6 protein-coding genes are annotated in these 6,303 nt (G+C 64.8%); 1 reads left to right on the top strand and 5 read right to left on the bottom strand.

The annotated features are described in order from the left end of the window. Positions 1-57: 57 nt before the first annotated feature. Both CXY78_RS00385 and CXY78_RS00390 read right to left on the bottom strand, forming a co-directional pair. On the bottom strand, positions 58-387 hold the full coding sequence (locus tag CXY78_RS00385) for a pilin (protein WP_233206025.1): 330 nt from the start codon (positions 385-387) through the stop codon (positions 58-60). A gap of 19 nt (positions 388-406) precedes the next feature. Beyond that, complete coding sequence (locus CXY78_RS00390) at positions 407-1,591, bottom strand: ParA family protein (RefSeq protein WP_104087489.1); 1,185 nt, start codon at positions 1,589-1,591, stop codon at positions 407-409. Between the two features lie 617 nt (positions 1,592-2,208). On the opposite strand from CXY78_RS00390, the gene CXY78_RS00395 reads away from it, so the two are divergent. After that, a complete protein-coding gene (locus CXY78_RS00395; protein WP_104087491.1) occupies positions 2,209-3,144 on the top strand; it encodes a DNA-processing protein DprA in 936 nt (311 codons plus the stop codon). A 27-nt stretch (positions 3,145-3,171) separates the two neighbouring features. On the opposite strand, the gene CXY78_RS00400 is transcribed toward CXY78_RS00395, so the two are convergent. The 3 genes from CXY78_RS00400 to CXY78_RS21315 all read right to left on the bottom strand — a co-directional run. Beyond that, positions 3,172-5,079: a hypothetical protein gene (locus CXY78_RS00400; protein ID WP_104087492.1), complete on the bottom strand. Its 1,908-nt coding sequence runs from the start codon at positions 5,077-5,079 to the stop codon at positions 3,172-3,174. Then, entirely contained in the window at positions 5,076-5,816 is a 741-nt protein-coding gene (locus CXY78_RS00405) for a hypothetical protein (RefSeq protein WP_158253224.1), read from the bottom strand. The genes CXY78_RS00400 and CXY78_RS00405 overlap by 4 nt, the downstream gene beginning before the upstream one ends. 125 nt (positions 5,817-5,941) lie before the next feature. After that, on the bottom strand, positions 5,942-6,303 hold a 362-nt coding region (locus CXY78_RS21315; RefSeq protein ID WP_233206026.1), incomplete at its 5' end, for a hypothetical protein.

Genomic DNA, 6,303 nt, shown 5'->3' on the forward strand with positions numbered 1-6,303 from the left:
CGACGATCCAGGGCCAGGTGCGGCGGGTGGGTGGTGCGGTCGCGTGCACGAGTGCTCCTATCCGAAGACGGCGAGGATGGCGCCGACGATCACGGCGAGGGCGGCGAGCACCCCGAGGGAGATCCCGGCCCACATGGCTTGGTTGCGGGCGGTTTTGTATTCGTTGGGATTGCCGCCGCTGGAGGCGCTGGCCATCTTGATGATCCCGATGATGAGGAACACGATCGCCAGGATGATGCCGATCCCCCATACCCCGGCGAGGAGCTTCTGCCAGAGCAGGGTGAATTCCGCCCCGAAGATGGTGAAGTCCGGCAGGATGCCGTCGAGCGGATTGTCGATTGTGCGCACCATGGTGCCCACGAGGGTCTGCAGGGATTCTGTGAGCATGACGGGTCGCCTTTCGCAGCTATTGGACGGTGGCTTGCAGGGTGCGCACGACGCCCGCGGCCGCTGCGGTGAACGCCCGCCGCGTCTGTGGGGCGAGATGCCCGAGGGTGATCTGCCCGCGCTCGGCGATGTGCGGGTCATACGGGATGGTGAACACCTGCTCGACGCCAGCGTCGGCGATGATCTGGTCGACCCGGTCGACGACCTGCCTGTTCTCCGGCCGCCCATCCGTCAGCCGCAGGATCGTGGCGTGGTCGGCCAGGCTCGCGGCCTTGCCTCCGGCCGAGCGGAGCACGTCCAGCAGCGCGACCGCTTCCAACACCGCATCCCCGGCGTTGAACACCGGAATCACCAACGCATCGGCGGTATCGACGGCGCCCTGGAACGCTGAGGAGGAGGGCTGGTTGCCGCTGTCCATGACGCGGATGCCGTAGAACTGGTCGACGACCGCCGCGACGGCCGTCACATCCTCATGGGTGAGGCGCGGCCGGCGACGGACGGTACCGATCACGGACGCAAAGGAGGTTTGCGGGGCGGTGTAGCCGGCAAGCTGCCCGGCGCTGCTGATCGTGTCGACGTCGCGGACGAGTTCGCCCATGCCGCGGGCCGGGTTCCCCTCCGCCCGGAACGACAGTGCGCCGGGATCGTCGGATACCTCGAGAATGCACACCGATCCGCCGCGCGCGGCGGCGAGGACTCCGCCGACGATGATCGCCGACGGCGTCTTCCCGACGCCGCCCTTCTGATTGGCGACCAACACGCTCACCGCACGGGTCCACGTTGCCTGCCGGATCGTTTCCTCATCCCGCCGCAACGCTTCGGCCTGCTCGCGCTCGGCCAGCTCCGCCGACCCCGGCGTCATCGAGAACCCAAGGCGCGACAGCACGCCGCGCAGGCCGCGCTGCGCGCCCAGTGCCGTCGGGGCTGCGGAGAGCAGCCCGAGGTCGTGATCGGAACCGCCAAACAGATCAGCCAGAGCCGGCTCCGACGGGCTGCCTAGAGGCCCCTGCGGTGTCGCGGTGGACGGTGCAGCAGTCTCGTCGACGGCCAGCTGTTCTGGGAGCGGGGCGACCGGGCGTTCGGGGGTGGTGGCATCCGCTTCGATGTAGCCCTGGGCACGTGACGCGCCGCGAAACGCGGTACTTACGGGTGGGTCAGTGTGCTGGTTTGTGGTCGGTGTTGTTGCCTGATTCTGACTGGACACAAGCAAATTTCCCTCTCTAGGACCCCATACGGTGCTCGTCAATCACCACAACGACACAGCGATTGGAATCAGTCATGGGGCTGGCCGGGCGTCGGCGGATTGTGGCAACAGCCGGGCATATTCCTGCCAGCCATGCTGTCGTATCCGTTCGAGCGGACCGGGTGTGCACCGTCACGATTCCCTTTCTGTGCGGCATCGTTGCCGTCTAAGTCGAGAGTAATGCTCACCTCTGACATTGGATGCGACACACCGCCAAGAAGACACGAAATACCCTCAAAAAGTCCCGACCACAACAGCGGCCCGGGACCGAGCAGTCGCTTACTTCCTCGGCAAGTGCTAGTCAGTTCGCAAGGGAAAAGACCTATGTGGAAGCGGCTACGCCGCTGCGAACCCCATATTTTGAGCCGCATTTGCGGCCTGTTTTTCAAAGGGCTTGTTTGACCTTTCCGGCCGGTCATCGTAGCTCGCTTCGCGCTTGCGTTCCCAGATTCTCAGACGCGGTCGCAGGCTCCCTTATTTCGCCTGAGATTCTGGGCACTACAGCTCTCCCGCTCGCTATCGATTTCTCTCGCCGGAAGGCAAACAAAATATTCGGTCCAGGAGAGGGAGCCACCATCATGACCATCGCTGCGGTTATCGACACCATCAGCACCGACACCACCGTAAGCAGTCCCATCAGCCACGACACCATCGCACGCACCGCCTGGGCCACCATCGCCGAACCCGGCGACCCCCACGTCGGCGCACTCATCGCACGGTATGGGGCCGAAGCAGCTCTGACCGCAGTGCTCAGCCTCAACGGCGATACTGCGGCCAGCCAAGACGAGACCCTCGCGCAGCTGCGATCGACCAGCCTGCCTCGGTACTCGGTTGACCGGGTCGTCGACACGATCCGCCTCACCGTCACAGGCGGGTACGAGCTGCTCACGCCATCACACCCGAACTGGCCAGCATCCGTTGCCGATCTTGGAGAGACAAGCCCGTTTGCGCTCTGGGTGCGCGGGGACGCATCGCTTCTGAGCGCACCGAGCGTGGCGTTGACGGGCACGCAGTTTGCCACCCCGTACGGCGCGCACGTATGCGTGGAACTGGCCTCCGGTCTAATCGAGCGCGGCTGGGCGATTGCCTCCGGCGCTGCTCGCGGGATCGACACTGCCGTCCTCGCCACCGGTCGGGCATACGCCGGCCGCAACGTGGTTGTTCTGCCCACGGGCCTGGACGACACCTTCCCTGCGGAAAACGCGGAGCTGGTCGACGCAGTCGCGACGCGCGGTGTCGTCGTAAGTGAGATCCCACCGGGACGCCCGCCCTCGGCGTGGCGGTTCCGACGTGGCAACCGGCTACTTGCGGCGCTCACAACCAAGACCGTCATTGTCGAAGCGGAGTACGAGTCCGGGGACGTGAACACTGCGGTGACCGCCATGGAACTGGGCCGGCCGTGCGGCGCCGTGCGCGGGTTGACTTCGACCGTGTCCAATGCGGGATGCGACCGGCTCATCCGTCACTATGGCGCCCAACTTGTCGCCACCATCGACGACGCCGACCGGCTCTGACCTTGGTGGGAGCGCCGTCCGCATCGGTCAGGCGGCGCTCCCGGATTCATCCGTCTCGACGACGTCGAACCGCACGACCTCCTCGTCAGGACCACGCTCGACATTCGCCGGCACCGGCGTGACTGGAACGGATACTGGTGTCTGCAGTTGCCGGTTGGGCAGTGCTCGGAATGGAGCGATCGCGCCGCCCTGCACGATCCAGAACGCTCCGTCCGCCGCTTCGCGCACATCTTGCGGCGGGATGACGTAGGTGTGTTGGGCGCGGGCGCTGCCGAGCTCTTCGCCGGTGGCGCGGCCGGCGGATTCCATCCGCATCACCGTCCCGGCATACTTCACCACATCTTCCGGATCTTTGGACCGGCCAAAGATCAGTGCCGCCCCACTGGTGAGTGCACGGCGCCGGCGGACCTCATCATTCGACAGGCCCGCCGGGCTCTGCGTCGCGAGGACCAGGCCGACGCCGGCGCTTCGCGCCGTCTCGAACAGGCTCCCCGCGGTATCACCCGGGTCCTGCGCACCCGTCACCAGCTGAGGGAACTCGTCAACGATGACGACCACCGGGGACTTGTCGCGCCGCTCCAACCGGGTGGCGAGAAAATTCCGCAAGTCCAGCAGGAGCAGATCACCCAGCCGCGCCTGAGCGTCGTCGACCGGCGACAGCGGAATGACCGTCACGTCAGCTTTCGGCGCGTTGTAAGACCAGCCATCTTGGCCGATCCAACGTTGCATCGGCCGCAGCGCCACAAGCAGGCTCTGCAACGCTCGTGCTCCCGCGGTCGACCCGTCGCGCTCCACGCGCTTGTTGATCAGCGGCAGGTCGTCTGTGTCGTCCACGAACCGGGCTGGGTAGGTCAGCCGCTCGCGCAGGTCATCGATGCTGCTCAGCGGAGACCTGCCTTGAACCATTTGCAGCACCCCACGGATCTCATCGAGATAATGCTGGTTGGCACCGTCAGGGACAGGCATGAGCCGCATCAGCTTCGCCGTGATCTGGTCGCCGGTGCCGTTGAAGAGGTTCCACGTACCGCCCGTTGTCGCGGTGCGGCCGTAAGTCTGCGCCACGGCGACCAGATTCTCGGCGTCAGCCGGGTCACCTTTCGCGTCTATAACGAACACGGGCCACCCGTACTCCAATGCACACAGCACGAGCCCGTTGATCAGGACGGTTTTGCCGCTGCCAGACTCAGCGATAACCAGTGCCCGCACCGACGATGCCGTCGGCGGCAGCACCAGGTATTTTCCGGTGGCATCGACCCAGTCGCGCACCCGGCGCATGTCATAGAAGCGGTCAGCGAGGGTCCGAACCGTCACCCGGCTCGTCACCCCGAACGCCTGCCGCTGATCGCCCACGGCCAGCGGCACGGTGACCGCATGGCGAGTGGTGCCGACGATGCGGCCCGTCTCGGCCTCGAGGCGCACTCCGATGCGGCGGGCCACGCTGCTGTCGGCAGCACGCTTACGTGCGGTCTCAATCTTCTCCTGCCGCACCACGTTCGATACCCGCCGGGACCGCACCTGCTCGGCGATCTTCCTCCGCCGCAACGACCACGCCGCCGGCAGCAACAGCACCCCGGCAAAGAAATTCACCACCACCCACGGACCAAACATCGGCCAGAGCTGCGCCCACCACTCAGCGCCGTCAAAGAACTCGGTCGCCGCCCCCGAGCGGATCCAGTCCGCCAGCAGGATTGCCTCCCCAGTGAGGAGCACGGCTACGAGGAGGATGCCGACGGTGTTGACTATCCACTGCCACCGCCACACCACCCAGAACCGAGTCTTCGTCGCGATGACGTCGCCGGCAATCCGGCTCACCACGACCGGCACGACCAGAGGCAACGCAATCAACACCATGACGACCGCGAACGCGGCGCCGAGCAGCCGCGCGATCGTGTCGCTAGTGGCGTCCGTCTCTACCGGAGCGGCCGTGTCGCTCACGCGCGGACCTGCGTGGATTCGCCCCACCCGCTGCTGCTCTCGAGCTCGACCACAAGGGCGGCTCGTCCGTGTGCAGTCGCGTAGGCGCCGGCGCCCAGCTCGGCGCCGGTCCAGTACCCGCGTGCGTCGAGGGAGTGTTGGGAAACGAAGCGGGGTCGGTCGGTGCGGACAAGGTGTTTGTCAGCCTCCCGTGTTACCGCCCGGTCAGCGTCCGCCGTGCAGAAATACACCACCCGATCAATCCCCTCATGCGCCAAGCGATAGGCGTGGCTCTGACAAATCAACTGATACCGCTGCCACGTCTTCGGCGTCAACTCCACCTCAACCAACTCGACAACCCCGTCACGCTCGGCCACCCCATCGGCCTGATGCTCGCGCACGCTGTTCGGTTTGCGATCCCGCCGCCACGTGAACCCCTGCGCCAGATAGCGCGCCGACACCGTCGCGACCGCTACCTCGTGCCGGGTCGTCTGCCGAAACAAGTTTGGCGCCGACTTCCCAATCGCCAGATACGTGGCCCACACTATCGACCCGTCCCGATACGCCACCCGGCCCCGGTCCAGCAATCCAGTCCCGATCATCCGCGCGGCCCACTGCTGCGCCCGGCGCAACGACACCGGTTCACCAGCACCCGACAGGGCGCCCAACGCCCACCGCACGGCGTCCATATCGGCGAGCCGAACAACGTCCAACCACGCCAAAAGAGCCTCGTCGCGCTCCGTCACCTGCACCATCACTCAGCCTCCGAACTGACAACGTTTCAGCTTTCCACCACGATTCTGCACCCAGCCACCGACACATCCCGGAATGCCACACCGCACATCATCGATTTCTCCCTCGTCGGCGTCATCGCGTCTACTCGTCACTTTTTCTTACCCGATTGCCTTCTATTTTTCTGCCGTCGGTTCCCACATTTTCGGCCCGTCTTCGTTGTCTTTTCCTGTTCCCTTTTTTCACCTTTTCTCACTTCTTCTCTGTCTTCTCTTCTTGTTCTCCCTCTTTTTTTTCTTTTCAGTTTTCTTTTTTTTGTTTTTGTACTTCTGTTTTTTTCTTCTACTTTTTTCTTCTCTTTCCCTGTCCCACCACCCCCCTTTACTTCCCAACCTCCTACACACTGAGGAACGATGGGTGTGGGAGGTTGGGAAGCGAGCGCAGCGAGGGGGCGGCGGTGGGACAGGGAAAGAGACCCCTTACCTATTCGTTTACCTATTCGCTGCCGGTGAA

The organism is Cryobacterium sp. N19, assembly GCF_002929595.1.
Lineage (GTDB): Bacteria > Actinomycetota > Actinomycetes > Actinomycetales > Microbacteriaceae > Cryobacterium > Cryobacterium flavum.

Excerpts from the sequence above, each read along its gene's own strand:
- CXY78_RS00395 (WP_104087491.1), top strand. The coding sequence starts at position 2,209 with ATGACCATCGCTGCGGTTATCGACACCATCAGCACCGACACCACCGTA.
- CXY78_RS00385 (WP_233206025.1), bottom strand. The coding sequence starts at position 387 with ATGCTCACAGAATCCCTGCAGACCCTCGTGGGCACCATGGTGCGCACA.